The following is a 1689-nucleotide window of genomic DNA, read 5'->3' as shown; positions in this document are numbered from 1 at the left end:
ATGTGTAGGTTTCCGTAATATTCCTTAGAAAGGAGGTGATCCAGCCGCAGGTTCTCCTACGGCTACCTTGTTACGACTTCACCCTAATCATCTGTCCCACCTTAGGCGGCTGGTTCCTAAAAGGTTACCCCACCGACTTTGGGTGTTACAAACTCTCATGGTGTGACGGGCGGTGTGTACAAGGCCCGGGAACGTATTCACCGCGGCATGCTGATCCGCGATTACTAGCGATTCCGACTTCATGTAGGCGAGTTGCAGCCTACAATCCGAACTGAGAATGGCTTTAAGAGATTAGCTTACTCTCGCGAGTTCGCAACTCGTTGTACCATCCATTGTAGCACGTGTGTAGCCCAGGTCATAAGGGGCATGATGATTTGACGTCATCCCCACCTTCCTCCGGTTTGTCACCGGCAGTCTCACCAGAGTGCCCAACTTAATGCTGGCAACTGATAATAAGGGTTGCGCTCGTTGCGGGACTTAACCCAACATCTCACGACACGAGCTGACGACAACCATGCACCACCTGTATCCATGTCCCCGAAGGGAACGTCTAATCTCTTAGATTTGCATAGTATGTCAAGACCTGGTAAGGTTCTTCGCGTAGCTTCGAATTAAACCACATGCTCCACCGCTTGTGCGGGCCCCCGTCAATTCCTTTGAGTTTCAGCCTTGCGGCCGTACTCCCCAGGCGGAATGCTTAATGCGTTAGCTGCAGCACTGAAGGGCGGAAACCCTCCAACACTTAGCATTCATCGTTTACGGTATGGACTACCAGGGTATCTAATCCTGTTTGCTACCCATACTTTCGAGCCTCAGCGTCAGTTACAGACCAGACAGCCGCCTTCGCCACTGGTGTTCTTCCATATATCTACGCATTTCACCGCTACACATGGAGTTCCACTGTCCTCTTCTGCACTCAAGTTTCCCAGTTTCCGATGCACTTCTTCGGTTGAGCCGAAGGCTTTCACATCAGACTTAAAAAACCGCCTGCGCTCGCTTTACGCCCAATAAATCCGGACAACGCTTGCCACCTACGTATTACCGCGGCTGCTGGCACGTAGTTAGCCGTGGCTTTCTGGTTAAATACCGTCAATACCTGAACAGTTACTCTCAGATATGTTCTTCTTTAACAACAGAGTTTTACGAGCCGAAACCCTTCTTCACTCACGCGGCGTTGCTCCATCAGACTTTCGTCCATTGTGGAAGATTCCCTACTGCTGCCTCCCGTAGGAGTTTGGGCCGTGTCTCAGTCCCAATGTGGCCGATTACCCTCTCAGGTCGGCTACGTATCATTGCCATGGTGAGCCGTTACCCCACCATCTAGCTAATACGCCGCGGGACCATCCAAAAGTGATAGCCGAAGCCATCTTTCAAACTCGGACCATGCGGTCCAAGTTGTTATGCGGTATTAGCATCTGTTTCCAGGTGTTATCCCCCGCTTCTGGGCAGGTTTCCCACGTGTTACTCACCAGTTCGCCACTCACTCAAATGTAAATCATGATGCAAGCACCAATCAATACCAGAGTTCGTTCGACTTGCATGTATTAGGCACGCCGCCAGCGTTCGTCCTGAGCCAGGATCAAACTCTCAAATTAATGATGAGTTCTAAAAAGCTCATTTAATGTTGTACTAAAATTTATTTGCTAGCGAATTGACTTCGCAAATGTTTTGCTCTTGATTCAAAATCAA

General features: G+C 49.7%; 1 rRNA gene. It reads right to left on the bottom strand.

Features of this window, described 5'->3' with window-relative positions:
- Positions 1-28 precede the first annotated feature (28 nt).
- Positions 29-1595: ribosomal RNA gene (locus MZO40_RS16675) — 16S ribosomal RNA — on the bottom strand.
- Between the last annotated feature and the right edge of the window lie 94 nt (positions 1596-1689).

Origin of the sequence: Lactiplantibacillus sp. B652 (genome assembly GCF_023806745.1) — a bacterium.
Lineage (GTDB): Bacteria > Bacillota > Bacilli > Lactobacillales > Lactobacillaceae > Lactiplantibacillus > Lactiplantibacillus pentosus.
Note: the sequence above shows the minus strand (reverse complement) of the source record. Positions and strands in the feature narration are given on the sequence as shown.